At 64.5% G+C, this 23,788-nt stretch carries 27 protein-coding genes; 16 read left to right on the top strand and 11 right to left on the bottom strand.

The window, feature by feature from the left end:
* Positions 1-64: 64 nt before the first annotated feature.
* The 3 genes from xylA to ACN0TK_RS03895 all read right to left on the bottom strand — a co-directional run bounded on the left by xylA (position 65) and on the right by ACN0TK_RS03895 (position 3,961).
* Positions 65-1,372: a xylose isomerase gene (xylA, locus tag ACN0TK_RS03905; RefSeq protein WP_417308131.1), complete on the bottom strand. Its 1,308-nt coding sequence runs from the start codon at positions 1,370-1,372 to the stop codon at positions 65-67.
* Positions 1,369-2,832, bottom strand: coding sequence for a xylulokinase (gene xylB / locus ACN0TK_RS03900; protein ID WP_417308130.1), 1,464 nt, complete (start codon positions 2,830-2,832; stop codon positions 1,369-1,371). The genes xylA and xylB overlap by 4 nt, the downstream gene beginning before the upstream one ends.
* Before the next feature lie 100 nt (positions 2,833-2,932).
* Positions 2,933-3,961, bottom strand: a complete 1,029-nt coding sequence (locus tag ACN0TK_RS03895; protein WP_417308129.1) for a LacI family DNA-binding transcriptional regulator — start codon at positions 3,959-3,961, stop codon at positions 2,933-2,935.
* 107 nt (positions 3,962-4,068) lie between these two features.
* On the opposite strand from ACN0TK_RS03895, the gene ACN0TK_RS03890 reads away from it, so the two are divergent.
* From ACN0TK_RS03890 to ACN0TK_RS03880, 3 genes are all read left to right on the top strand, one after another.
* A complete protein-coding gene (locus ACN0TK_RS03890; RefSeq protein ID WP_417308128.1) occupies positions 4,069-5,073 on the top strand; it encodes an aldose epimerase family protein in 1,005 nt (334 codons plus the stop codon).
* Between the two features lie 72 nt (positions 5,074-5,145).
* Positions 5,146-5,406, top strand: a complete 261-nt coding sequence (locus ACN0TK_RS03885; protein WP_417308127.1) for an exodeoxyribonuclease VII small subunit — start codon at positions 5,146-5,148, stop codon at positions 5,404-5,406.
* Between the two features lie 4 nt (positions 5,407-5,410).
* A complete protein-coding gene (locus tag ACN0TK_RS03880) occupies positions 5,411-6,166 on the top strand; it encodes a TlyA family RNA methyltransferase (protein WP_417308126.1) in 756 nt (251 codons plus the stop codon).
* On the opposite strand, the gene ACN0TK_RS03875 is transcribed toward ACN0TK_RS03880, so the two are convergent.
* From ACN0TK_RS03875 to fabI, 4 genes are all read right to left on the bottom strand, one after another.
* Positions 6,121-6,711 carry a hypothetical protein gene (locus ACN0TK_RS03875; protein WP_417308125.1) on the bottom strand — a complete coding sequence of 197 codons (591 nt, stop codon included), beginning with the start codon at positions 6,709-6,711 and terminating at the stop codon, positions 6,121-6,123. The two genes, ACN0TK_RS03880 and ACN0TK_RS03875, sit on opposite strands and share 46 nt — an antisense overlap.
* Before the next feature lie 145 nt (positions 6,712-6,856).
* On the bottom strand, positions 6,857-7,963 hold the full coding sequence (gene aroC, locus ACN0TK_RS03870; RefSeq protein WP_417308124.1) for a chorismate synthase: 1,107 nt from the start codon (positions 7,961-7,963) through the stop codon (positions 6,857-6,859).
* A gap of 93 nt (positions 7,964-8,056) precedes the next feature.
* Positions 8,057-8,680 carry a histidine phosphatase family protein gene (locus tag ACN0TK_RS03865; protein ID WP_417308123.1) on the bottom strand — a complete coding sequence of 208 codons (624 nt, stop codon included), beginning with the start codon at positions 8,678-8,680 and terminating at the stop codon, positions 8,057-8,059.
* Between the two features lie 54 nt (positions 8,681-8,734).
* Complete coding sequence (gene fabI, locus ACN0TK_RS03860) at positions 8,735-9,544, bottom strand: enoyl-ACP reductase FabI (RefSeq protein ID WP_417308122.1); 810 nt, start codon at positions 9,542-9,544, stop codon at positions 8,735-8,737.
* Between the two features lie 109 nt (positions 9,545-9,653).
* Between fabI and ACN0TK_RS03855 the strand changes: the two genes are divergently transcribed.
* Together ACN0TK_RS03855 and ACN0TK_RS03850 are read left to right on the top strand one after the other, a co-directional pair.
* On the top strand, positions 9,654-11,066 hold the full coding sequence (locus ACN0TK_RS03855) for an FAD-binding oxidoreductase (RefSeq protein ID WP_417308121.1): 1,413 nt from the start codon (positions 9,654-9,656) through the stop codon (positions 11,064-11,066).
* A gap of 83 nt (positions 11,067-11,149) precedes the next feature.
* Positions 11,150-11,710, top strand: coding sequence for a hemerythrin domain-containing protein (locus ACN0TK_RS03850; RefSeq protein WP_417308120.1), 561 nt, complete (start codon positions 11,150-11,152; stop codon positions 11,708-11,710).
* Between the two features lie 4 nt (positions 11,711-11,714).
* Here the strand turns inward: ACN0TK_RS03850 and ACN0TK_RS03845 are convergent, their stop codons facing one another.
* Positions 11,715-12,455, bottom strand: coding sequence for an SOS response-associated peptidase (locus tag ACN0TK_RS03845; protein WP_417308119.1), 741 nt, complete (start codon positions 12,453-12,455; stop codon positions 11,715-11,717).
* Between the two features lie 66 nt (positions 12,456-12,521).
* On the opposite strand from ACN0TK_RS03845, the gene ACN0TK_RS03840 reads away from it, so the two are divergent.
* The 3 genes from ACN0TK_RS03840 to ACN0TK_RS03830 all read left to right on the top strand — a co-directional run bounded on the left by ACN0TK_RS03840 (position 12,522) and on the right by ACN0TK_RS03830 (position 13,710).
* Entirely contained in the window at positions 12,522-12,929 is a 408-nt protein-coding gene (locus tag ACN0TK_RS03840; protein WP_417308118.1) for an NUDIX hydrolase, read from the top strand.
* Positions 12,930-12,961: 32 nt separating this feature from the next.
* Positions 12,962-13,333, top strand: coding sequence for a TIGR02301 family protein (locus ACN0TK_RS03835; protein ID WP_417308117.1), 372 nt, complete (start codon positions 12,962-12,964; stop codon positions 13,331-13,333).
* A gap of 98 nt (positions 13,334-13,431) precedes the next feature.
* A complete protein-coding gene (locus ACN0TK_RS03830; RefSeq protein WP_417308116.1) occupies positions 13,432-13,710 on the top strand; it encodes a hypothetical protein in 279 nt (92 codons plus the stop codon).
* 3 nt (positions 13,711-13,713) lie between these two features.
* On the opposite strand, the gene ACN0TK_RS03825 is transcribed toward ACN0TK_RS03830, so the two are convergent.
* Positions 13,714-15,036, bottom strand: coding sequence for a dihydroorotase (locus ACN0TK_RS03825; protein WP_417308115.1), 1,323 nt, complete (start codon positions 15,034-15,036; stop codon positions 13,714-13,716).
* Between the two features lie 51 nt (positions 15,037-15,087).
* Here ACN0TK_RS03825 and ACN0TK_RS03820 point away from each other — a divergent pair, with 51 nt between their 5' ends.
* The 3 genes from ACN0TK_RS03820 to ACN0TK_RS03810 all read left to right on the top strand — a co-directional run bounded on the left by ACN0TK_RS03820 (position 15,088) and on the right by ACN0TK_RS03810 (position 17,220).
* A complete protein-coding gene (locus ACN0TK_RS03820) occupies positions 15,088-15,912 on the top strand; it encodes a YgfZ/GcvT domain-containing protein (protein WP_417308114.1) in 825 nt (274 codons plus the stop codon).
* Positions 15,913-15,947: 35 nt separating this feature from the next.
* The gene (locus ACN0TK_RS03815) at positions 15,948-16,556 is read left to right on the top strand and encodes a hydrolase (RefSeq protein WP_417308142.1); all 609 of its coding nucleotides are present in this window, start codon (positions 15,948-15,950) and stop codon (positions 16,554-16,556) included.
* A gap of 121 nt (positions 16,557-16,677) precedes the next feature.
* The gene (locus ACN0TK_RS03810; RefSeq protein WP_417308113.1) at positions 16,678-17,220 is read left to right on the top strand and encodes a hypothetical protein; all 543 of its coding nucleotides are present in this window, start codon (positions 16,678-16,680) and stop codon (positions 17,218-17,220) included.
* A gap of 4 nt (positions 17,221-17,224) precedes the next feature.
* On the opposite strand, the gene ACN0TK_RS03805 is transcribed toward ACN0TK_RS03810, so the two are convergent.
* Entirely contained in the window at positions 17,225-18,397 is a 1,173-nt protein-coding gene (locus ACN0TK_RS03805; protein WP_417308112.1) for a penicillin-binding protein activator, read from the bottom strand.
* Positions 18,398-18,588: 191 nt separating this feature from the next.
* Between ACN0TK_RS03805 and rsmI the strand changes: the two genes are divergently transcribed.
* The 5 genes from rsmI (at position 18,589) to ACN0TK_RS03780 (ending at position 22,510) form a co-directional block, all read left to right on the top strand.
* The gene (gene rsmI / locus ACN0TK_RS03800) at positions 18,589-19,482 is read left to right on the top strand and encodes a 16S rRNA (cytidine(1402)-2'-O)-methyltransferase (RefSeq protein ID WP_417308111.1); all 894 of its coding nucleotides are present in this window, start codon (positions 18,589-18,591) and stop codon (positions 19,480-19,482) included.
* On the top strand, positions 19,451-19,846 hold the full coding sequence (locus ACN0TK_RS03795) for a YraN family protein (protein WP_417308110.1): 396 nt from the start codon (positions 19,451-19,453) through the stop codon (positions 19,844-19,846). Before rsmI ends, ACN0TK_RS03795 begins: the two co-directional genes overlap by 32 nt.
* Positions 19,843-20,787: a glutathione synthase gene (gene gshB / locus ACN0TK_RS03790; protein WP_417308109.1), complete on the top strand. Its 945-nt coding sequence runs from the start codon at positions 19,843-19,845 to the stop codon at positions 20,785-20,787. Before ACN0TK_RS03795 ends, gshB begins: the two co-directional genes overlap by 4 nt.
* Positions 20,787-21,581 carry a serine hydrolase domain-containing protein gene (locus ACN0TK_RS03785; protein WP_417308108.1) on the top strand — a complete coding sequence of 265 codons (795 nt, stop codon included), beginning with the start codon at positions 20,787-20,789 and terminating at the stop codon, positions 21,579-21,581. Before gshB ends, ACN0TK_RS03785 begins: the two co-directional genes overlap by 1 nt.
* 293 nt (positions 21,582-21,874) lie before the next feature.
* The gene (locus ACN0TK_RS03780) at positions 21,875-22,510 is read left to right on the top strand and encodes a MarC family protein (RefSeq protein ID WP_417308107.1); all 636 of its coding nucleotides are present in this window, start codon (positions 21,875-21,877) and stop codon (positions 22,508-22,510) included.
* A gap of 229 nt (positions 22,511-22,739) precedes the next feature.
* On the opposite strand, the gene ACN0TK_RS03775 is transcribed toward ACN0TK_RS03780, so the two are convergent.
* Positions 22,740-23,576, bottom strand: a complete 837-nt coding sequence (locus tag ACN0TK_RS03775) for a GH25 family lysozyme (protein WP_417308106.1) — start codon at positions 23,574-23,576, stop codon at positions 22,740-22,742.
* Positions 23,577-23,788 lie beyond the last annotated feature (212 nt).

Raw genomic sequence — 23,788 nt, 5'->3', positions numbered from 1 at the left:
TAAAGAAAACGGCCGCCTGAAAAACAGACGGCCGCTTCGTGATTTCTGAAAAAATGGTCAGCGCTTAGATGAAGCGATTGACCAGATTTTCCAGATACTCCTGCTGACCGGAGCGCGGCTGCGGATTGAGGTTTTCAGCTTCCACGCGCTTGGCAATATCTTCCAGCGTGACCTCGCCATTCAGCATGGCCTGGGCTTCGGCGCTCTGCCAGCCGGCATAGCGGTCGTCCAGCGCCTTGTCGAACGTGCCGTCCTCGATCATCGCCGCGGCGCCCTTGAGCCCGCGTGCCAGAACGTCGAGCCCGCCGACATGGCCATGCAGCAGGTCGGCCGGATCGATCGACTGGCGCCGCACCTTCGCGTCGAAGTTGAAGCCGCCCTTGCCGAGCCCGCCCGCCTTGAGGATCTGGTAAAAGGCCAGCGCCATCTCACCCGGGTTGTTGGGGAACTGGTCGGTGTCCCAGCCAGACTGCAGGTCGTTGCGGTTCGCATCGACCGAACCGAGCATGCCCAGGCCACCGGCAACGGCCAGTTCGTGCTCGAAGCTGTGCCCGGCGAGGAAGGCGTGACCGACCTCGATGTTCACTTTCACTTCCTTTTCGAGACCATAGGTCTTGAGGAAGCCATAGACCGTCGCGACGTCGTAATCATACTGGTGCTTGGTCGGCTCCTGCGGCTTGGGCTCGATCAGGATCTGGCCATCGAAGCCGATCTTCTTGGCGTGGTCGATCACCATGCTGAGGAAGCGCGCGGCCTGGTCCTGCTCCTGCTTGATGCGGGTGTTCAGCAGGGTCTCATAGCCCTCGCGGCCGCCCCAAAGCACGTAATTGGCGCCACCGAGATCCTTGGTGATCTCGAGCACGTTCTTCACCTGAGCCGCGGCATAGGCGAACACATCCGGATCGGGGTTGGTCGCGGCGCCCGCCATGTAGCGACGGTTGGAGAACAGGTTCGCCGTGCCCCACAGCAGCCGCGTGCGCGAGGTTTCCATCTTGCGCGCAAAGATCTCGGCAATCTCGCGCACGTTCTTGTTGCTCTCGGCCAGCGTATCGCCCTCGGGCGCGATATCGGCATCATGGAAGCAGAAGAAGGGCGCATCGAGAAGATCGAACATCTCGAACGCGACATCGGCCTTGATCTTGGCGCCTTCCATCCCGCCGACATACCAGGGGCGATCGAAGCTGCGTCCACCGAAGGGATCGCCGCCTTCCCAGGCAAAGCTGTGCCAATAGGCGACGGCAGGCCGGATATGGTCTTCCATCCGCTTGCCCAACACCATCTCGTCCTTGTTGTAGTGACGATAGGCGAGCGGGTTGGTGGACGAAGTCCCCTCGAATTTGACGGGCGAGATGCCCTTGAAGAAGTCGGTCACGTACGTGTCTCCTCGATAGCCGGATAGAGTGCGCGATAGCGCGCATAGTGTTCGGAATAGGTTTCAATGAGCGCCGCATCCGGCGTGATCACCTTGGCAATGCCAGGCATGGTCATGACCTCTTCGGGGCTGACCCTCTCGGCCGCGCACAGCCCAAGTCGGGCGACGCCCAATGCGCCGCCATAGTCGCCGTCCTCAGGCAGCAGGATCTCGCAATTGAGGTTGGCCGCCAGCATCTTCAGCCACAGTGTCGACTTGCTGCCGCCGCCGACCGCGAGCAGCTGCCCGATCTCGGTACCCGCATCCTTGAGGACCCGCTGGCAATCCCGGAACGCGTAGGAGACGCCCTCCATGACCGCCTGTGCCATCAGCGTCGCATCGCTCAGATGGCTGAGCCCGATGAAGCTGCCGCGCGCCGCGGCGTTGTTGTGTGGCGTGCGCTCCCCGCTCAGATAGGGCAGGAAAATCTCCTCCCGCGGCCCGGTAAACCGGGCCTCGGCCGCCGCGGACAGCTCCTGCGGCGTCTGCCCGGTCACCCGGCTCAGCCAGTTGAGGCTGTCGGTGGCGCTCAGGATCACGCCCATCTGGTGCCAGGTATCGGGGATGGCATGGCAGAACGCATGCACCGCGCCTTCGGTATTGGGGCGGAAGCGGTCATTGGACACGAACAGCACGCCGGACGTACCGAGCGACACAAAGCCCTCGCCCGGCCGGATGGCCCCGATCCCGCAGGCAGCGGCCGCATTGTCGCCGGCGCCACCCGCAACGACCACCTCGCCGCTCATGCCCCAGCGATTGACGAACTCCGGCTTCAGCGCTGCCGACCGTTCCGAGCCCTCGACCAGCCGCGGCATCTGTTCGCGCGTCAGCCCGGTCAGCGCCAGCAGCTCGTCCGACCAGTCGCGTTTGCCCACGTCGAGCCACAGCGTTCCGGCCGCATCCGACATGTCCTCGACATACTCGCCAGTCAGCAGCAAACGCACATAGGCCTTGGGCAACAGCACCTTGGCGATGCGCTCGAAGATCTCGGGTTCATGTTTGCGCACCCAGGCCAGCTTGGGGGCCGTGAACCCCGGCATGGCGATATTGCCGGCGATGTCGCGCAGTCGCGGCATCTCGGCTTCCATCTCGGCACACTCGGCGGCCGAGCGGCCGTCGTTCCAAAGGATGCAAGGGCGCAGGACCTTGTCTTCCCGGTCGAGCAGCGTCGCGCCATGCATGTGCCCGGACAGGCCAATGCCGCGTACCGCCGCCATCTCCTTGGGATAGTCCTTGGCAAGACGGTCGGCCGCTTCCAGCGTCGCCGTCCACCAGTCGATCGGACGTTGCTCCGACCAGCCTGGCTGCGGGCGCACCGGCTCCATCGCCTTGGCGGTGGCCTCGCCGATCGGCCGGCCTTCGCGGTCGATCAGCATGGCCTTGACGCCGGACGTGCCGACGTCAATTCCCAGATACGTCATGAGGCACGTACCTCAGAGCTGGTTGAAACCATCATGTGTTCTTGACCCCTCCCACCGGTCACCGACCGGCTGTCTGCCGCCTTGTGGCGGTCATTCACTCTTAACGCAGATTGTCGCGCATAAAGAGACCGATTTCAATGGGATCGGAAAAGGTCCCTGGATCCTGCCCGATTGCGATGGCGCGGGCGATCGCCAACGCCGCCGCAATCTCTCCATCGGGGTTCTGGTCGATCACCACATCGATCGCGCCACTGCGCAGTCCGGCCCGCGTTGCTTCGCTCAATTCATGCGCCACGACATGCACGCGGCCCGTGTTGCCGGTGTCGGAGAGCGCCGCCAGCAATCCGCTATTGCCCGCGCCAAGATTGTAGATCGCGACAACGCCCTCATCGAGCAGCTGCCGTGCCGCCTGTTCCGTCAGTGGGTCGCTGTCCCTGCTGACGATCGGACCGACGATCTTGAGCTGCGGAAACTCCGCGCCCAGCACCGCCTCGAAACCTTCGCGCCGGTCCAGATGGTCCGCCAGACTGAGCGATCCGGCGATCAGTCCCACGGGCCCAGCGGGGCAGAAGCGTCCGATCAGTGACGCTGCGGTGCGTCCCGCCGCGACATTGTCGACGCCAACAAAATGCTGCCGCGCCGAACCGGGAAAGTCCGATACCAGCGTCACGATCGCGACGCCGCGCCGGCTCGCCTGCTCGATCGCCTGCCGCACCACTTCGTCTTCCGTCGCAACGATCACCGCGCAGTCGCAGCTGACGGGGTCGAGCAGATCGAGCGCGGCTGCGAGGGCCGTGCCGTCGAAGGCCTGGACGAGGATTGTGGAGATATCGATCCGTTCGCCCTTCAGCGCCCGCGCCCGGCGATCGATGGCGGCGACCAGGCTGCGCATGAAGGCATTGTCGCCGTCGGGAATGAGGAAGGTGACATTCAGGTCGCGCGCCCGCGCCAGCAGCGATGCCGAGATATCGCGCCGGAAATCCAGGGCGCGAATGGCATTCTCGACCTTCTTGGCAGTTTCTGCGCGGACGCCCGGTCGCGCGTTCAGCACACGGTCCACTGTCGCCAGTGACACCCCGGCCTCACGTGCCACATCGTGCACCGTTGTTCGTCGCTTGATGTCGTCCATCTCGCCCCCTGGATCGGGAACCTCGCGATTTCCGGCTGTGCCGTCAAGATTCCACGGCTTTCTCAGTCGAACAATCCGGGGTATCAGGCAGCAAAGAGGAGGGCACCATGACCATCGAATCTAAAGAATTCGGCACTTTCAACGGCCAGCGCGTCGACCAGTTCACCCTGCGCAGCGATACCGGTGTCGAAGTCGACATCATGACTTGGGGCGTGGTGGTGCGCGATTGGCGGGTCCCTGTCGGCGGCGGCATGCGTTCTGTCGTTCTGGGCTTCGACAGCTTTGAACCCTATCCCGAACATTCGCCCTACTTCGGCTCCATCGCCGGTCGCGTCGCAAACCGCATCCGCAACGCCAGCTTCGAACTCGACGGCGAGACCTACAATCTCCCGGCGAACTTTCTCACCCACACGCTGCATGGCGGACCCGATGGGCTGGGCCGTCAGGTCTGGCAGGCCGAGGCGGATACGGCCAATAACGCGGTGGTCTTCACCCACACCTCGCCCGATGGCCACATGGGCTTTCCTGGCGAAGTGAAGTTCACACTCACCTACTCGCTGGCCGGCAACACGCTGTCGCTGCGCATGCACGCGACCGCTGATCGCCGCACGCCGATCAACGTCGTTCAGCACCAGTATTTCAATCTCGGCACCATGCCGCTGATCGTCAACCACAGCTACCGGATCGAATCCGATGCCTACACCGAGGTCGATGACGAGCTGATCCCGACCGGTCGTGTGCTCCCCGTCGAGGGCACGCAGTGGGACCTGCGCCAGCCGCGCACCCTGCGGGACGGCGATGGCAACATCGTCGAATACGACGGCAATCTCGTGCTGCGCGACGGACGGGACCTCAGCCAGCCGGTGGCCGAAGTGGTGTCACCAGAGGGCGACCTGCGGCTCAAACTTTGGACAGACCGGCCCGGTCTGCAGCTCTACTCCAGCCCCTGGACCGATGTTCAGGTGCCCGGCGGCCCAAGCTACGGCAAATACACCGGCTTCTGTCTCGAGGATCAGGACCTGCCCGACGCGGTGCATCATCCGGAGTTCCCGTCGATCATCTACGGGCCCGACCGCGACTATGTGCACAGCTGCGACATCGAGATCAGCTGAACTTGTGACCTGTCGCCCGGGGCGCTAACAACACCCTGGGCACAGTTCACCTTTCGCCAATGGAGCAGCGCAATGACCGACACCGGCACAGATCAGGCCAACGCAGACATTCGCGCCATGAGCTTCGAGGCGGCTCTCAAGGAACTTGAGGGTATCGTCGGCAAGCTCGAAAGCGGTCAGGCGCCGCTCGCCGAGTCGATCGCCATCTACGAGCGCGGCGAAGCCCTCAAGGCGCATTGCGAAGGGCTGCTGAAACAGGCTGAAGCGCGCATCGAAAAGATCACCCTGCGCAATGGTCAGCCGGCGGGCACCGAGCCGCTCGACCCGAAGTAAGCCGTTGCGTGAGGCGAGGCGCATCCGGCTCGATCTGGCGCTCGAGGCGCGTGGTCTGATCCAGAGCCGGGCCCGCGCGCGCGACGCCGTCAACCGCGGCACGGTGCAGGTCAATGGCCAGTCGGCGCGCAAGCCCGGGCAGCTCGTTTCAGATGCCGATGAGATCACGATCGATGATCCCGCGGCACGCTATGTCTCGCGCGCCGCACTCAAGCTGATCGCCGGTCTCGACGCCGCGCAGATCGACCCCACCGGACAGATTGCGCTCGATCTCGGTGCCTCCACCGGCGGCTTCACCGAGGTGCTGCTCGAGCGCGGCGCGGCCCGCGTCTACGCCGTCGACGTCGGCCATGATCAACTGCATCAGCGTATTGCCGAAGACCCGCGTGTCATCAGCCTGGAAGGCCAGAACGCCAAGAGCCTCGATCGGGACCTGATACCCGACCCGATCTCGCTGATCGTTTGCGACATCAGTTTCGTCTCGCTGCTCAAGGTTCTGAAGACCCCTTTGCGTCTGGTCGCGCCCGGCGCCCATGCCGTGCTGCTCATCAAGCCGCAATTCGAGGTCGGGCGTGATTATGTCGGCAAGGGTGGGATCGTCACCGATCCGGCTGCGATCGCCGGGGCCATCGCCGCTGTGACCAGCTTCATGGCCGATGCGGGATGGCAGCATCTGATGTCGGTCGCCTCACCGATCACCGGCGGCGACGGCAATCAGGAAACGGTTTCGGTGTTCGCGCTGGCTGCCTCGGGGTCGTAGGCGACGGGCTGGCCGTCATCGCCGAAGCGCTCGCTCTTGAGCACGAACACGCCGTGCCCCGGCACCCGCCGGATGGTCAGCCGGCGATGCGCCGACGACGACGCGTCGCGTCGCTCGTCGCGGGGCGGTCGCGGCGCCTCCATGCGGCGGCGATCCGGACCAAGATAGGTGGGGGTTTCGAAGTAGATCTGCTCTTCCGTCACATGGACCTTCAGGCGCGAGACCAGAACCTCGGGCTCCTCCGGCATGACGATGACATCGTCGCAGCCCATGTGAACATATTTGAGCGTTTCCTCGGCCGGTCCGTCACGCGCGATGACGATGATCGGTGCATATTGCACCACCGGTTGGTGGTGGCTGCGCACCCAGCGAATGGTTGCGGTCAGCAGCGCATCCGGCATGCCCTGGTGCACGAAAAAGAAGATCGGGACTTCCAGCGCGACATCGGCAAGCGACCGTCCCGGCGTGCCAGACTGCGTGAACCCGACATGTCTGGCAAACCGGTCGAGCACATGGGTGCCAGCCGGCGAGTCGGCCAGGAGCAATGCTCGGCATTTTGTAAGCATGGTCGACCTACAACTTCATCCACCACCCGCCGCAGCATCTCGGCGGGCGCCCGGGTCTATGAGACCATCGATGCAGCATCTTGGTGCTTTTTCGTCAAACGCGATACTGAATTTGACAGGACAATCAGAAGCCGACGCCGCCCTCACGGCCTGTCTGACCCCGATGCCGAAGATAATGATCGGCCAGCACGCAGGCCATCATGGCTTCTCCGATCGGCACCGCGCGGATACCCACGCATGGGTCGTGCCTTCCCTTGGTCACCACATCTGTATCGTGATTGTCGACGGTCACCGATTGCCGCGGCGATAGGATCGACGACGTCGGCTTGACCGCAAAGCGGCAGACCACCGGATCGCCGTTCGAAATACCCCCAAGAATGCCGCCTGCCTTGTTCGAGGTGAAATAGGGCCCCGCATTGCCGGCGCGCATCTCGTCTGCATTCTCCGTGCCGGTCAGGCTCGCCGCCTCGAAGCCGGCGCCGATCTCCACCGCCTTGACGGCATTGATCGACATCATCGCAGACGCGAGATCGGCACTGAGCTTGCCGTAGATCGGGGCCCCCCAACCCGGCGGTACGCCCTCGGCGACGACCTCGATCACCGCGCCTACCGAATTGCCGTCCTTGCGGATGCCGTCGAGATAGCCTTCCCAAAGCTGCGCCGCCTTCGGATCGGCGCAAAAGAACGGATTTTCGTTCACCTGATCCCAGTCGAAGTTGTCATAATCGATCTTGTGCGGTCCCATCTGCACAAGGCTTGCCCGGATGGTGACGCCGGCCAGGACTTGCCGCGCGATGGCGCCAGCGGCGACCCGTGCAGCCGTCTCGCGTGCCGAGGCACGGCCAGAGCCCTTGTAGTCGCGGATGCCATATTTCTGCTGATAGGTGTAATCGGCGTGCCCGGGCCGGAACTTGTCCTTGATCTCGGAATAGTCCTTGGAGCGCTGGTCGGTGTTCTCGATCATCAGCGAAATCGGCGTGCCGGTGCTCTTGGTCACGCCGTCGCGCTCGTCTTCGAACGTGCCGGAGAGGATTTGCACCTGATCGGCTTCGCGCCGCTGCGTCGTGAAGCGCGACTGACCGGGTTTGCGCCGGTCGAGGTCGCGCTGGATCATCTCGGTGCTGATCGGCAGCATGGGCGGGCACCCGTCAACGACGACGCCGAGCGCCGGCCCGTGGCTTTCGCCCCAGGTGGTGAAACGGAAGAGCTGACCGAAACTGTTGAAACTCATATGCGCGCCCCGCTGGTTGCCCGCGTTCTAGGGGCGGAGCGGGAAAGCGTCAATCGAGCCAGCGCCACCGCGTGAGCCCAGCGGGTGGGACGGTCAGTCCGCCGCGGCCCCGCTGGCCGGATGGAAGGTGCTCTTGCCATCGATGAAGTGCACGACATTGTCCTGCGGCGGGAACCAGTTCACGGCCTCTTCGACTGGATAGTCCTCGATCAGCCGGCGCATCACCCGCAGGATACCGCCATGCGCCACGATCACCGCAGGTCCCTTCAGCTCGCCCGCAAAATCGAGAATGCGTTCGGCCACGTCCTGATAGCTCTCGCCCCCGGGTGGCCGGAAATCCCAAAAACTGGCGTCCCGCTCGCCGGCGACCACCATCTCGCCCGGCGTCAGCTCATCGTGCAGCTTGCCTTCGTAAATGCCGAAGGACACCTCGACGAGCCGCTTGTCGGGCACCGCTTCCGGCGGGGCGCTGAAGGCGGCCTGGACGCGCTGCATCGTCTCCCGCGTCCGCCCGAGCGGCGACACATGCCAGGAAAAGTCCCCTGCCGTGCGGCCATCCCGCTCCAGCAGCTGCGCCAGCAGCACGCCATTGTGGTCGGCCTGTCCCTGGCCGATCGCATTGAGCGGAATGTCGCGTGAGCCCTGATAGCGCCCCTCTGCATTCCAGTCGGTCTGGCCGTGGCGGATGAAGTAGAGTTCAGGCCAGACGAAAGACATGGGCACAGATCCTGGGCAGGCGGGCGGCTAAAGGGCGATCAGTCGGCGTTCAGGTCAGTCGGTTGGCTTCGCAGCATCTGGCTGGTCGACATACATGCCGATGATGTTGAAGCCGCAGTCGACATATTGCACCTGTCCGGTAACACCCGATGACAGGTCGCTGAGCAGGTAGGCGGCAGCGGTGCCGACCTCGTCCTGGGTCACGTTGCGCTTCAGCGGCGCCGACTTTTCCTGCCAGCGCAGCATGTCGCGCAGACCCGCAATGCCGGAGGCCGCGAGCGTCTTGATGGCACCGGCGGAGATCGCGTTGACGCGGATGCCGTTCGGGCCCATGTCGGCGGCAAGGTAACGCACCGAGGCCTCGAGGGCGGCCTTGGCCACGCCCATCACATTGTAGTTCGGCACGTATTTCTCGGCGCCATAATAGGTCAGCGTTAGCAGCGACCCGCCTGCGTTCATCATCGCTTCGGCGCGCTTGGCGACGGCGGTAAACGAATAGACCGAGATATTCATGGTCATCGCGAAATTGTCGGCGCTGGTATCGATATAGCGGCCTTCCAGCTCGTCCTTGTTGGAAAAGCCGATCGCGTGGACGAGGAAATCCATCGTCCCCCACTTGTCCTTCAGCACCTGGAAGGTCTCGTCCATCGCTGCGTCGCTGGTGACGTCGCACTCGACCAGCGTGGTGACGCCAATCTCCGCAGCCAGCGGCTCGACGCGCTTTTTCAGCGCTTCGCCCTGATAGGAAAAGGCGATCTCGGCGCCCTGGTCAGCCAGCGCCTTCGCGATGCCCCAAGCAATCGAGTGCTTGTTGGCGACACCCATGATCAGGCCCTTCTTGCCGGCCATCAAACCCTGCGCCATGTCCTGTCCTTCCTTTGCCGATTTTCAGCTCGGCGCGCTTGTCGCATGAGCACGGCATCGGAGCAAGTTCGCCCTTGCGAATGGCCGGCCTGCGGCTATGGTTCCGGCCATGCCGCTCTCACCCAATGAAGTCATCGCCGGCCTGCGCACGACTCTCGGCGACGCCGCGATCATCACCGATAGGGCCGACATGCCGGCCTATCTGAACGAACCGCGCAAGCGCTTTCATACGCCTGCGGTAGCAATCGCCATGCCGCCCGATGTGCCGGCGCTACAGGCGCTCTGCCGCTGGGCCAATGGCGCCGGCGTGCCGCTGATTCCGCAAAGCGGCAATACCGGGCTGGTGGGCGGCCAGGTGCCGCTGCGTGGTGACGAGGTGGTGGTCAGCCTCAAGCGGCTCGACAAGGTGCGCGCCGTCAATGCGGCTGCCGGCAACATGACCCTCGAGGCCGGTGTAATCCTCGAAGAGGCACATCGCATCGCCGAAGAGGCGGGCGCCATGTTCCCCCTCTGGCTCGCCAGCCAGGGCTCGGCCCGCATTGGTGGCCTGCTCAGTTCCAATGCCGGTGGCGTGCAGGTGCTGGCCTTCGGCAATGCGCGCGAACTGACCCTCGGCGTCGAGGCGGTGCTCGCAGACGGGCGGCTCTATCAGGGGCTGAACGCGCTGAAAAAGGACAATACCGGCTACGACCTCAAGGATCTGCTGGTCGGTGCTGAGGGCACGCTGGGCTTCATCACGGCGGCGACGCTGAAACTCTTCCCGCAGCCCGAGGCGCACGAAACCGCAATCGTCAATGTCGAAAGCCCGGCCCAGGCGCTGGAGCTCTTCTATCGGCTGCGCGACCGTACGGGCAGCCGGCTCACGGCATTCGAGATCATGCCGCGCTTCGGTATCGACCTGCAGCTGAAGCATGGTCTGCTGGCCACCGACCCGACGGCCAGCCCATCACCCTGGTATGCGCTGGCTGAGGTCAATCGCATGCAGGGAACGCCCGATGGGGCCCTGCAGTCGGGCCTCGAAGATGCCATCACGGCAGGACTGGTGAGCGACGCGGTGGTTGCCAGTTCCGAGACCGAGCGCGTCACCATGTGGGCAGCGCGCGAGCAGATGAGCGAGGTGCAATCGAAGGAGGGCGCCTCGATTAAGCACGATGTGTCGGTGCCCATTGCCGCCGTGCCGCAACTGATCGCCGAGGGGTCGGAAGCCGTGATCAAGGCCATTCCTGGCATTCGCCCCTGCGCCTTCGGCCATCTGGGCGATGGCAATATCCATTTCAATCTCAGCCAGCCGGTCGGCGCCGACCGCGCCGCCTTCATGGCGGAAGAGCCGCTTGCCAATGCGGTGATCTACGAGGTCGTGCAGCGGCTCGGAGGTTCGGTTTCGGCCGAGCACGGCATCGGCCAGCTGAAGACCGGCCTGCTCAAGCAGGTGAAGGATCCGGTAGCGCTCGAAATGATGCGCGCCATCAAGCAGGCGCTTGATCCCAACGGCATTCTCAATCCGGGCAAGGTGCTGGGCTAGGGCACGAAGGCGGATCGCCAAGCCGTCCGGTTACATCGAGGTGCCTTCTTGATCCTCGCCCCGGATCACCCCAAATCACCGCCATGCTTCTGAATATCAGCTTTCTCGACGACGCCACCCGCCCGCCTCCGATCCGTCTGGAGGGGCTGACGCCCCGCCAGAAGATGCCTGGCAATCATCTGCGCGCCATTCACGACCACCTGCGCGACAACATGGTGACGATCGGCAAGCTCATCGAGCGGGCCGCGGCGGGCAAGGCCAGCCCCGCCGAGGTGGCCGAGGCAACCTCGGGCCTCGAGATGGTCTCGAACTTCCGGCGCTTCGGCAATCTGTGCGGGCAATATTGCCAGGTCGTGCACACCCATCATTCGATCGAGGACTATGCGATCTTCCCCGAGATCGCCAAGCACGGTCCCGGTTTCGCTGCGATCGCCGAGCGCCTGCAGGCCGAGCATGTGGTCGTCCACGAGCTGCTGTTGCGGCTGGTCGATGCCCTGAACGCGCTGGCGGCCGAACCGGGCGCCGATCGCTTCGAGGAGACCGTCGAGGTCTATCGCGCGCTGGAGCGGGTACTTCTATCGCATCTCGGCTACGAGGAAGACGCGATCTGCGACGCGCTGGGCTATTTTGACATCGGCATCTGAGCCCTCAGAACAGGTCCAGCTGGCCACCGCCACTGGCGGCCTTTTTCACCTTGCTGGGGCGCACCTCGGCTTCATCCAGCGGGATCGGGCGAATGAGCTCGGGCCCATCGGCATGCACCGAGCCGACGGCCTTGCTGACCGGATGATATTTGACCGATCCATCGGGTAGCGGCAGGGCGAGCTGCGCCGCAGCCTCACGCTCGACGTCGCGGGTGTTCAGCCAGGCCTCGATCGCCTCGCCGGTGAGGATTGCCGGCATGCGGTTGTAGATCGCGCGCACCTCGGTATTGGGCTCCACCGTGACGATGCAGGCGGTGTCGACCTCCTCGCCATCCGGCCCGGCCCATTGCGAATAAAGCCCCGCGAACATCATCGGCGAACCATCGGCCATGGTGATGTAATAGGGCTGCTTGCTGCCGTCTGGTCCTGTTTTCCATTCATAATAGCCCGAGGCGGGGACGATGCAGCGGCCGTTGCGCACCGCGTTCCTGAACGACGGCTTTTCGGCCATCGTCTCGGCTCGGGCATTGATCAGCAGGGTAAACTCGCGCGGGTCCTTCACCCAGCTGGGCACAAAGCCCCAGCGCACCAGCTGAATGGTGCGGCGTGCCTGCTGCTCCCAGATCACGGCGATCGGCTGGGTGGGCGCGATATTGTAGCGCGGCGGAAAGGCGATGGTGTTCAGCAGCTGGAACAGTTCGGCCAGCTGTTCGGGCGGCAGGGTTGCCGCATAGCGTCCGCACATCGCATCTCTCCTTTGTCTGTTAGATAGGGCCTTGCCGCTCTGGCCGCAAACTGCAATCTGACAGCGATGAGCCCCACCGAAGACCTGCCCAATGCCGCCAGCGTCGCCCTCGTGCATCGCGGCCAGGTGCTGTTGATCCAGCGCGCGTTCGCGCCATGGTCGGGGTTATGGAGCCTGCCGGGCGGACGTCTCGAACCGGGCGAGAGCGCCGATCAGTGCGCCACCCGGGAACTGTCGGAAGAACTCGGGCTGACGGTTTTCGCGCTGCGACCGGTGACGCGCATGCAGCTCGGCGGCGAGCGCCGCTTCGTGCTGCAGGTCTTTGCCACCGAGGCCTTCGAGGGCGCCATCACGCCCAACGAGGAGATTTCCGGTCATCGTTGGCTGAGGCCCGAGAACCTGGGCACTCTGCCGGTCACCCCGCATCTCGACAGTGTGATCACCCGCGCCGCCCGCATGTTCGAGCGCAGTTGAGAGCGCTTCGGCTTTCGACTACCAATGAGCCCATGCGCGCCATTCGTTTTGCCATCGCCGGTCTTGCCTTCCTCGTGCTGCTCGGTCAGCCGGCCCGCGCCATCGATCCGCCGTATCAGCCGGAGATGGAGCGCCTGTCCGAAATCCTCGGCAGCCTCTATTTCCTCGATCCGCTCTGCCGTCAGGAATCGGCCAACTGGCGGGCCCAGATGCAGGATCTGATCGACCTCGATCAGCCTGACGATGACCGGCGCCAGCGCCTCGCCGGAGCGTTCAATGCCGGCTACACCGCCTATGCGCGGCTCTATCGCGCCTGCACCGTATCGGCGACGGCGGCACTCTCGCGGCTGATGCGCGAAGCGGAGCGCACGGCACGCGATCTGCACACCCGATATGCAGAATAGCGTATGAAGCTCAGAGTTCTGAGAATTGACGGCCCGACATTAACCCTTTGCAAAGGTGCGCCGCGCGGCGCCGCACACGGCATGCTACGCCCGTCGGAATGAAAGACTACAAGACCACCTCCGCCGATTCGGCCTTCGAGCCGCCCTCTGCCCAGGATAACGAGGACCGTCAGCTGGCCCTCGAGTACCTGGCAGAAGCGTGGAACGCCGCCGAAGACGACGCTGTGCCCTCGCTGGCGCTTGCCCATGCCTCGCTGTTCGCCGCGCTGGCCGCGCTGGTCGAACGCCACGGTGAAATCGCCATTGCCGATCTCATTGCCACGCTGCCCGACCGCATCCGCTGCGGCGAGTACAGCGTGACCCGCAATCTGCAGTAGCGCCTAAAGCGACTCGATGAAGCGCATCGGCTGGCCGGTGCTCGGCGTCACCAGTTCGCCCTGCCACATGACACGCTGGCCGCGCACCACGGTGCCGACAGGCCAACCCGTGACCGAAACCCCGTCGTAGGGCGTCCAGCCGGCGCGGCTCTTCACCCATTCATTGGTGATTGTTTCGGTGCGCTTGAGGTCGACGATCGTCAGGTCGGCATCGTAGCCGGCAGCGATCCGCCCCTTGTTGGCAATGCCGAACAGCCGGTTCGGGCCATGGCTGGTCATGTCGACGAAGCGTTCGAGGCTCATCCGGCCGGCATTGACGTGGTCGAGCATGATCGGCACCAGCGTCTGCACCCCGGTCATGCCGGAATGGCTCTCGGGATAGGGATGGTCCTTCTCCGCCCGCGTATGCGGTGCGTGGTCGGAGCCGAGAATGTCCGCAACGCCGTTGGCGACCCCGGCCCAGATGCCTGCGCGATGCGCCGTGTCGCGCACCGGCGGATTCATCTGCGCATAGGTGCCGAGCCGCGTGTAGGCGGTTTCGTCCAGCGTCAGGTGGTGCGGCGTCACCTCGACCGAGGCGACATCCTTGTGCGCGGCCAGAAACACCATCTCGTCGGCCGTCGAGATGTGCAGCACATGAATGCGCTTACCCGTCTTGTGCGCCAGCGCGACGAGGCGCTGCGTACAGCCCATCGCGACTTCGGGTGACCGCCAGACCGGATGGCTCGACGGATCGCCGGGCACGCGCAGGCCCTTGCGCTCTTCGAGCATGAACTCGTCTTCGGAGTGGAAGGCGGCGCGCCGCGAAATTGCATTGAGGATCGCTTCGACGCCGTCATCGTCGGCGACCAGCAGGCTGCCGGTGGACGACCCCATGAACACCTTGATGCCGGCGCAGCCCGGCAGGCGTTCGAGTTCGGCCAGTTCGCCGACATTCTCGTGCGTCCCGCCGACATAGAAGGCGAAGTCGCAGTGCATGCGGTTGGTGCCGAGCGCGATCTTTTCCTCGAACCGTTCGCGGCTCGTGGTCAGTGGATTGGTGTTGGGCATTTCGAAAACGCCCGTCACACCGCCCATTACTGCGGAAAGCGATCCGGACTCCAGATCTTCCTTCTGCGTCAGTCCCGGTTCGCGGAAATGCACCTGCGTATCGATGACGCCCGGCAGCACATGCAGCCCGCTGCAATCGACGATGTCACCGGCATCGGACGCCCCGAGATCGCCGAGTGCCACGATCCGCCCATTGGTGACGCCGATGTCGATCACCTGGCGTCCGTCGTGGTTCACCACGGTGCCGTTCTTGAAGATCGTGTCGTACTGCGCCATGTCTGGGGTCCCGGCCTACTGTCGTTGCGCCGGGTGTAACGGAAGCCCGCCATGCCCACAATCCATCGACCCAATCGTGTCGCCTTCCGCTTTTCAGGCCCGGACGCGCAAAAGCTGCTCTTTGACGTTGTTACCGGTCGTCTGATGGCCGAGCCCGGTCCCGGCGTGCCCTGGGCGCTCCTGTCGCCGCAGGGCAAGGTGCAGGCCGAAGGGCTGAGCGGCTGGGCTGACGACGCCTTCTGGCTCGATGTCGATGCGTCGGTCGCCGACGCCTTTTACAAAAAGATGCGGCTTTACAAGCTGCGCGCCGATCTCGAGATCGCGGATTTGCGCAATAGCCACGCGGTCGGCTGGAGCGCCGAAGAGCCGGGGGCGGGCGTCACCCATCTCGACCCGCGCGGGCTTGGCACCCGCGTCATTGCTGAGAAAGCCTCGGCTGCAGACTGGCTGGAGGCGGACGACAGCTACGCCGCGCGCCGCATCGCCGCCGGCGTGCCGGAGCAGGGCAGCGATTTCGGCATCGACGAGGTGTTTGCCCACGATATCGGCCTGGATCTGCTTGGCGGCATCGACTTCGCCAAGGGCTGCTACATCGGTCAGGAGGTCGTAAGCCGCATGAAGCATCGCGGCACCGCGCGTCGGCGTCCGGTGATCGTGTCGGGGCTCCCGCCGTCCACGCCCCCCGGCTCTGCCGTATCGGCCGGCGGCCGCGAGGCCGGGCGTCTGGGCAAGGTGGTCGATGGCACGGCCGTCGCGATCCTGCGGCTCGATCGGATCTCCGATCCAGCGGCTGTCAGCGTCGATGGCGCGCCCGTTCGCGTCGCATCGCCGGAATGGGCCAGCTACGCGTTTGGCGAATCAACGTCCGCCGACTAGTCTGCGGCCTTCAGCATCGGGGGCAGATCATGGTGGTGAGCAGGGCGCGCGCCTGGCAGCGCATGCTGAGCGGTCGACGGCTGGATCTGCTCGACCCCTCGCCGCTCGACGTCGAACTCGTCGACATCGCGCATGGACTGGCGCGCGTGGCGCGCTGGAACGGTCAGACGGTCGGCGACTATCCCTTTTCGGTGGCGCAGCATTCGGTGCTGGTGCTCGAACTGTTCCGGGCGGTCAATCCGACGGCCGATGCACGCGCACTGCTCTATGCGGTGCTGCATGATGCACCCGAATACGTGATGGGCGACATCATCTCGCCCTTCAAGGCGGCGATGGGCGGCAATTACAAGGATGTCGAAAACCGGCTGCTCGGCGCGGTGCACCTGCATTTTTCGCTGCCCGCCACACCGCCCACGGCGTTGACGCGGCAGATCAAGAAGGCCGATCGCGAAGCCGCCTACCTCGAAGCCACCCACCTCGCCGGCTTCGCCGTGGACGAGGCGCGGCGCTTCTTCGGGGAACCGAGCGTGCCGCTGTTCGAGTTCGAGCCGTTCGAGCAGTTGATCCGGCCCTGGCCGACCCGCGAGGCGCATGATCGGTTCGTCGCGACGGTCGAGACTCAGCTGGCACAACTGGCTGTGTGAACCAACGCCAAGCTTAACGTGGTTAAATTAAGTATAATGCCTGTTCCATTTTGACCCAATTGCTCTCGGTATGGTTGATGTCTGGTTAACGCCAGCGCACCGGCTCGAGAGGATCTTGGGTATGAAAAGCGACACCAGGACCATCATCACCACGGCTGCCGTGATCGGTGGCGCGGCGATGCTGATGGCCTTGCCCAGTCTGTTGCCGCCCGCGATTGCCAAAGCCGAGCCGATGGCAACGCTGCTCAGCTCAGCCAACGAGATTCTGCCGCCCGCCATTCGCATGGACGATCTGGTCCGCTGGGACTTCAAGAGCGCCCCCGGCGTCGTGATCGATGACAGTGTCTCGACCGAGCCCCTGGGATACAGCGAAGTCGAAAAGATCGGCTACGGCCGAAGCGAGACCGTCAAGATCGTCGAGACGGCAACCGGCGTCTATTCGAGCGATGGCATCTACAGCCCCTACGTCCGCTATCCCGGCATCGAGCTGCAGCCCGACATGGGCGCAGCGCTGTTTGCAATCTGGGGCGGCGCCGGCGGTTGGACCTTCCTGCGCTCGATGACCGCCGGGTCGTTCCTCTCGATGACCCCTTTTGACGGCGGCAATCTCGTGGTCACCGATGACGGAACCTGCGTCGTGACCAAGCGCGCAGTCAGCTGCTAGGCCGCTAGAGCTTCGCGCCTTCGGCGATGCTGGCGCTGCCGATCGCCACCTGCTTGATCACCAGCGCATATTCGCTGCGTCCATTGGCAAGGAAGCGGAACACGCCGTCACGACCATTGAACCCGGCCGGCAGCGTCAGCTGCGCGCGGTCGTAGCGCGGCGTGCCATTGGCCAGCGACGATGCGTTGGCGAGGATTGTGGCCGTATAGGCAATGGTCGAGAGCGGATGCGGCGTACCGCCGAATTTCGCCTGATACTCCGGCGTCAGCGCCGCCAGACCGGCATCGTCGACAGCCGGGAAGATCGCCCCGGCCAGCGTCGTGGTATTGTAGATCGACGCATCGCCATTCCAGTCGGCCGAGCCGACGAGCTGCACCTTGCCGGGTTCGATGCCGGCTTCGGCGAGCAGGTTGGCAAAGCTCGGTGCCGTCGCCCGGTCGGGGATGAACACGGTGTCAATCTGCCCTGCCTGGATCAGCGGGGTCAGCTGCGTGACGATGGTGCGCGCCTCGGCTTCCGACGAGAAATTATATACAGCCCGCGCCGCCAGTCCGAGATCGGCTGCCGCCTGACGGAAGGCACCTTCCTGGATCCGGCCGAACGCGGTCGTCGGGAAGACGCCAGCATAGGCGCGCTTGCCGATCTTGTTCACATAGCTCATCGACCGCTTCATTTCGGTCTCGGGCAGAACGTTCAGCAGGTAGATGCCTGGCGCCGCAGCGCCGGAATTGTTGGAAAAGCCGATTACGGGGATGCCCGCGGCCCGCGCCACCTGTCCGGCTGCCGTCACCTGATCGGCGCGCAGCGGCCCGAGGATCAGGCTCGCGCCTTCGGCCAGCGCTTCCCTTGCAGCCTGGGTGGCCCCGCCAGCACCATCGCCTGTATCCTTCACCACCACGGTGATATTGTCCTGGATCGTGCCGCTGTTCTGGATGAAGTCGACCGCGAGTTCCGAGGCATTGGCCAGCGAGGTGCCGACCTGAACCAGCGAGGGGTCGCCGCTGAGCGGCAAGAGCAACGCCACGCGCACCGGCCCGCTGCCGAATGTCCGACCACTGGCCGTTGGCAGCGTATCGGAGCTGGTTGTGCCGCCCGAAGTCGTGCCGCTCGGGCCGAAATTGAGACCGCCCGTCGAACAGGCTGCAAGCAGCGCCACCGTCACGAGCCCGATACCCATCGTTCTCAGTGTCCTGAACGCGCCGCCGTGCTTGCTCGATGTCACGTGCTCACCCTCTGCAATCGTCGAAATAACCCGTGAGCCCATAAAATGTACCGCCCGGGTGGCGGCAGGGCACCCAAACGCGTCTATACAGAAACGGAGCCGCCGCTTAAAGACCGACGTTAACCTGCACTTAACTCATCGGGGGAATGCCTGTGGCCGATCGGCCGTCCAGCTACACCATTCAGGGCACCAGTTTCGAAGCGCCACCCGGCCAGCCCGGGCTGCATGTCGTGGCGACGCCCATCGGCAATCTGCGCGATATCACGCTGCGCGCGCTGGAAACGCTGGCCGGCGCCGACCTGATCCTGTGCGAAGATACGCGGCATTCGGCAACGCTGCTCGAGCATTTCGCCATCCGCACTGCGCGCCAGGCGCTGCATGAGCACAATGAGCGGGCGCGGATCGACGATGTGCTGCGCATGCTCGCCGAGGGCAAGGTGATCGCGCTGATATCGGACGCCGGCACGCCGTTGCTGTCCGATCCCGGCTTCCCGCTGGTGCGCGCCGCGCGCGAAGCCGGCCATCCGGTCTATGCTGCGCCCGGGGCTTCGGCGCTGCTGGCCGCCTTGGCGGTTGCCGGCCTGCCGACCGACAGCTTTGCCTTTATCGGCTTCCTGCCGCCAAAGGCCGGCGCCCGCGCCAATGCCCTGACGCCGCTGGTATCGCGCCCCGAAACGCTGGTCTTTTACGAATCGCCGCGCCGCCTCGGCCCCGCGCTGGCCGCCATGGCCGAGGCGTTCGGCTCGGACCGCGAGGCGGTGGTCGCGCTGGAGCTGACCAAGCGCTTCGAGCGCCAGCATCGTGGGCTGCTGTCGGAACTTGCCGACCATTTCGAGGCCGAAACGACCAAGGGAGAAGCCGTAATTCTCGTCGCCGGTGCGACGGCGCATGCCGTCGATGAGGCCGACTGGCAGGCGGCGCTGACCGAAGCCCTGGGCGATCAACCGCTTCGCGCCGCCGTCGACGAAATCACCGCCCGGTTCGGGCTCAAGCGCAAGCTGGTCTACAATGCCGCGCTCGCCCTCAAAGCCGCATCCTAGCCGGCTGGCAGCCGAACTCTTCGGCCGGCGTGGCGAGCGCCTGGCTGCCTGGTATCTCAGAGCGAAATTCTACACCATCGTCGCCGAACGCGTCCGCACCCCGGTCGGCGAGATCGATCTCGTCGCGCGGCGCGGCGGCGTGACCGTGTTCGTCGAGGTCAAGGCGCGGCGCAGCACCCATGCCTATGCCGATGCGCTGGCTGCGGTGAACCGCCGCCGGATCTCCCGGGCAGCGGGCTATTACCTGTCGCGTCACCCCGCACTGGCGGCCACCACATTGCGATTTGACGTGATTTTCCTTGCACCCTTCAGGTGGCCGCGTCATTTGAAGCATGCCTTTGACGCCAGCCAGGACGTAACATGACCCTCAAAGTCGCGGTCCAAATGGACCCCATCGAGACCATCACTCCGCTCGGCGATTCGACTTTCGCCATGATGCTCGAGGCCCAGGCCCGTGGCCATGAACTGGCCTACTACGTGCCGCAGTCGCTTGCCCTGCGCGACAATGTCGTCTCGGCCAATCTGGCGCCGGTCGAGGTCTTCGACAAACCCAAGGGCGAGCATTTCACGCTGGGCGAGTTCGCCCGCGGCGATCTGGCAGAATACGACGTGCTGCTGATGCGGCAGGATCCGCCCTTCGACATGAACTACATCACGCTGACCCATATGCTGGAGCGGCTGCACCCTAGGACCTATGTAGTCAATCCGCCGGCCCACGTGCGCAATGCGCCCGAGAAGATCCTCGTCACCGAATTTCCGCAGCTGATGCCGCCGACATTGGTGACGCGCGACCGCGAGATGATCCGCGACTTCCGCCGCGAGCACGGCAACATCATCTTGAAGCCGCTCTACGGCAATGGCGGTGCCGGCGTATTCCTGCTGCAGGAGGGCGACCAGAACCTCGCCTCGCTGATCGAATTGTTCGAGACGAACTTCCCCGAGCCCTTCATGGTGCAAAAATACCTGCCGGATGTGCGCAAGGGCGACAAGCGCATTATCCTGATCGACGGCGAGCCGGTGGCCGGCCTCAATCGCATCCCCGCTGATGGCGAGGCGCGCTCCAACATGCATGTCGGCGGCCGTCCCGAACTCAGCGAGCTGACCGAACGCGAGCGCGAGATCTGCGCCACCATTGGCCCGGCACTCAAACAGCGCGACATGATCTTCGTCGGCATCGACGTGATCGGCGACTACCTGACCGAAATCAACGTCACCAGCCCCACCGGCATCCGCGAAATCAAGCGCTTCGGCGGTCCCGATATCTCGGTGATGATCTGGGACGCCATCGAGAAACGGGTGGGGTAATGCGCCCTGACCTGCCACGTGCCATTGCCGCGGCGGGGTTTGACGATGGGACTCAGCTTTCCATCGCGGTCGCTGACCAGAACGGAGAGATATTCGAGGCTGTCGGCGGGGAATGGCCCGACGGGCGCCCCGTTGCCCTGACGGATCGGTTCTATCTTGCCAGCCTCGCCAAGCAGATGACCGGCGCAGCGGCAGCGCTGCTGGTTTGCGAAGCGCGCCTCGATCCGAATGCGCCTCTGTCGCGCTACATGCCCGATCTGCCGGGTTGGGCGAATGGCGTCACGATCAGCCAACTTGCCCACCACACCGGCGGCTTGCCGGAGAGCGGGACGATGGAGGACGCGCTCGGCTCGGGGCGCTGGACGTCGGAATATGCGCTAGCGCAATTGCGGCAGATGCCAGAACTGCCGCATGTGACGGGCGCGGCACATATCTATTCCAATGCCGGCTATATCCTGCTGGCTGAGGTCGTCGCGCGGCAGGCCGGGCAGAGCTTTACCGCGTTCGCCAAACAGCGACTTTTGCGTCCCTTCGAGCTCACCGGAATCGGCTTTGCGAGTGAGCCCGGTAGCGAACCTCAGTGGGAGCGGATGGGTCCAATCCTGCCGTGTTCAATCGGTGACGGTGGCGTGTGGACCACGGCCGCCGATTTCGCGCGCTGGCTCGCAATGATGAATCGCGATGAGCTCAGGCTGGCAAACCGGATGACCCGGCCCGGACGGCTGTCGAACGGTTCTGCGGTGGACTATGGCTGGGGCATCGGCCTGCGTCGGCACTCTGGCCGATCGCTCTAATTGCACGGCGGCAGTTGGGTCGGCGCTCGCGCCCGCGCCGTCCGTATGCCCGACCCGGGAATTGCAGTTGTGGTTCTTGTGGCATCGGACCGTGAAGCCGGCCTCTCGGAGTTGGTAGACCGGTTGGTGGTCGAGCTCGTATAGCCAGACCGCACGCTGTTGCCGCCGTCCCGGTGCTCGCGCTTGGCTGGAGGCGCAACGCCCTGTGCCCTGATATGTCCCGCCGCCCGCGATGGCCCTTTGCCCGGACGCGCAAAATGGCTTAGGGCTGGGCTTCGACTTCGGGGAACACGATGAGCAGCTTCTTTGTCGCAATAGCGACTCTGTTCGCGACGGTTGGCGTCGCCGACATCGCCTTCATTTTCGCGGCGCTGACCAAGGACAACACGCCAGCGGAACGGCGCGTGTTCGCGACCCGCGGCGTGCTAATCGCACTGGCGATCCTGTTGTTCTTTGCTGTGCTCGGCAACGCCATCCTCGACCTGTTCGGCATCACCATTCCGGCGCTGCGCACCGCGGGCGGTGTGCTGCTGCTTTTGATCGCGATCGACATGGTGTTCGCCCGCCATTCGGGCGGCACCGGCACGACGGATGAAGAGGAAAAAGAGGCCAGACAGGCGGGAGACATTTCTGTCTTCCCGCTTGCCATGCCGTTGCTGGCCGGGCCCGGCGCCATCAGCGCAGTCATTCTGCTCACGACCGGCGCGAAGTCCGATCTCGAGTTCTGGCTGGTTCTGCTGGCCATCGTCGCCATCCTGGCACTGGCCTGGCTGACGCTGTTGATCGCGATACCGATCCAGCGGCTGTTGGGGCTCACCGGTTTGTCGGTGGTGTCGCGGGTCGTTGGTATTCTGCTCGCCGCCCTGGCGGTGCAGTTTGTCTTCGACGGCATCAGGACCAGCGGGCTGATCCCGGGCCTGACAGGCTGACCGCTACTTGCGCGCCATCGTCGAGGTCACGGTGGAGCCACCAGGCGTGGGCTTTGCGGCCTTGTCCTGCTTGGGCTTCTTGGCTTCCTTGTTCTTGCGTAACTGGCCTTTGGCCATGATCGATCCTCCACGCGCGGACCACGCTGGTCCGGCTGACCGCGGACGCTAGACCTGCGGCTGATCCGGCACAAGCAGATTGCGTGGCGGTGGCCGGCGGCCACCAACACATCTACTTGAGACTGCGGCAACGCCCCTGTGCGCCGAGCCGTTCGGCATTGCGCGGATCGCAGCCGGTGAGCAGGAAGCGCACCCACTCGCCCTCGCTGCCGTAAAAGGCGTTGCGATCGACTTCGGTGTGAACGCCCGACATCGTGCCGGTCTGCGTCCACTGCCAGAACAGCCACGGGCGGTTGCCGTACTTGTGGTGCGGCTCGGCAGCGGTCGAGCGCAGCCAGAACGAGGAATCGAAATGCTCGCCCGCGAGGATGTCGCGGTAAAAGTTCATGTCGGTATAGATGATCGGCACCTTGCCGGTGTGGCGCTCCATCGCGGCCAGCATGACACGGACCTTTTCGAGGATATCCTCGCGGTTGTGCCGGTTGGTGCAGCTCGAATGATTGTTCCACTCGAGATCGAGCACCGGGGGCAGGGCGTCCGGATCGGCGGGAATCATCTTGGTGAACCAGGCGGCCTGCTGCGAAGCGAGGCTGCACCAGGTCATGAAGTGATAGGCGCCGCGCGCCACCCCGGCGTTCTTCGCCCGGTGCCAGTTGTCGTAGAAATTGGGATCGATGTAGTCCTTGCCCTCGGTCGACTTAATGAAGACGAAGTGCGTCCCGCCGGCCTTGGCCGCCGAAAAGTCGATCCGGCCCTGATAGCGGGCCACGTCGAGCCCCTGGATCGGCAGGCTCCAGGCGCGGCGCACCCCGGCATGCGGATCATTGTCGCCGGGCGTGCCGATGTGGCTCGTGGGCGAGCGTCCACAAGCGGCCAACAGCGCCAGCAGAGCGACAAGCGCCAGCGTTTTCAAAGGTGTGCGGATCGGGAGGGCGGCAGTGGCTGTCATGTCGCAAAAAGGCCTTCGGTCACAGAGATCGAAAGGCTTTGATTCAACATGGTGCGCTTAATGAAACCTTGCCCTAACCCTTTGATATCGGGGCATGGTTAATGCCGTGGCAGGAGGTGTGGCGTCTTCCCGGCCCCCGCACGCTGGCGAGAGCGGGCAACGTGCAAAAAAATCCCGGCGCGATCTGTGGCCGTACCGGGCGTGTATCGGGA

The organism is Devosia sp., assembly GCF_048261455.1.
Lineage (GTDB): Bacteria > Pseudomonadota > Alphaproteobacteria > Rhizobiales > Devosiaceae > Devosia_A.
Note: the sequence above shows the minus strand (reverse complement) of the source record. Positions and strands in the feature narration are given on the sequence as shown.